Origin of the sequence: Loigolactobacillus zhaoyuanensis, from assembly GCF_003946385.1 — a bacterium.
Lineage (GTDB): Bacteria > Bacillota > Bacilli > Lactobacillales > Lactobacillaceae > Loigolactobacillus > Loigolactobacillus zhaoyuanensis.
On the sequence record NZ_RHOE01000141.1, the window covers coordinates 1 to 1,414 of the forward strand.

A 1,414-nucleotide genomic window follows, 5' to 3' on the forward strand; every position below is an offset into this window, starting at 1 on the left:
CTTTACCGTTATACTAGCGGTGAAGGCGTTCTTTTGTACATCGTCTTTTTATTGGTGCCTTGAGCCTGAAAATAAAACCGATGGTCTTCAATTCGTGAGATTAACTCATTGTCGTCTTGAACACGGATAAAAAATTTCACATCCTCTAGGAATTGAAGATTTGAATAACACCTTCAATAACTTGAATGGAGGTCAGATCATGGATGTAATAACTGAAGCTGCTTGTGGCATCGATGTCCATCAGAAACAGATTACGGTGACCACCTTAATTGGCGCCGCTGCAGCTAAACCTAAGAAACATTCACAGCGCTTTGGGACAACTACCGTTGCCCTCAAAGAATGTGGTCAGTGGTTACGTGACCAACAAATTGAATTAGTCTTAATGGAAAGTACCGGTCAGTACTGGCGACCTGTCTGGCAAATACTTGCACCATTTGGTTTCAAAATGATTCTATGTAATCCGCGAATCATCAAAAATATTCCTGGTAAGAAAACTGATCAAAAAGATTCCGAATGGATCGCTGAACTAGGTCGGTTAGGCTTAGTTTCAGCTAGCTTCATTCCGCCACGAGCAATCCAAGCGTTACGTGAATCAACTCGACTTAAAAAATCGCTTACGCAAGATATCACTAAAAAGAAAAACGCCATTCATAATATCTTACAACGATCCAACATCAAATTAACCACCTATATTACCGATATTTTTAATGGCGCTGGCCGTAAATTACTTGATTTATTGGTTAATGGTGAAAAAACAACCTTGCCAACGATCAAGAAGTGTATGCACGGTCGGATGAAGGCAACGCCTGAACAAATTCAAGCGGCGCTTGATGGCGTTCTGTCCGCTAACGATCGACGATTGCTTGATATTCTCTTAGAATTATTAAAGCAGATAACGGCCGCAATTACTGAACTGGAACAACAAATTGAAGCACAGCTTGATCCCTTTAAAAAGCTGTACCTTCGCCTACAGACGATTCCAGGTATCAGTGAGGGCGTTGCCAAAATCATTATCGCAGAAGTTGGTGCAGATGTAAGTCCATTTCCCACTGCTCATCATTTGGCATCTTGGGCTGGTCTTTGTCCAGGTAACTATGAATCGGCAGGCATTGCAAAAAGCAGTCACATTACGCATGGTAATGTGTATCTGAAAACAGCCATGGTGCAGGCAGCGATGGGCGCAAAGTGTAAGAAAAACACAGGACTAACTGATTTCTTTTATCGCCTAAGTTCACATATGGGCCGACAAAAGGCGGTCGTTGCCTTAGCGCATAAGTTACTACGTATTGTTTATGCCATGATTGATACTGGACAAACTTATCAGGAACTAAAAAAATCAGAGCGCTCGCAACAGGCTCTGATCTCAACTAATAATTGAATCCGATAACAACCTGAGTATACAAATTTTTTTGTG

The 1,414-nt window shown here is 41.5% G+C and carries 1 protein-coding gene; it reads left to right on the forward strand.

The genetic code is table 11. From position 1 onward, the window contains the following. Nucleotides 1-199: 199 nt before the first annotated feature. On the forward strand, nucleotides 200-1,378 hold the full coding sequence (locus tag EKM76_RS13275) for an IS110 family RNA-guided transposase (protein WP_125551020.1): 1,179 nt from the start codon (nucleotides 200-202) through the stop codon (nucleotides 1,376-1,378). Nucleotides 1,379-1,414: the final 36 nt, after the last annotated feature.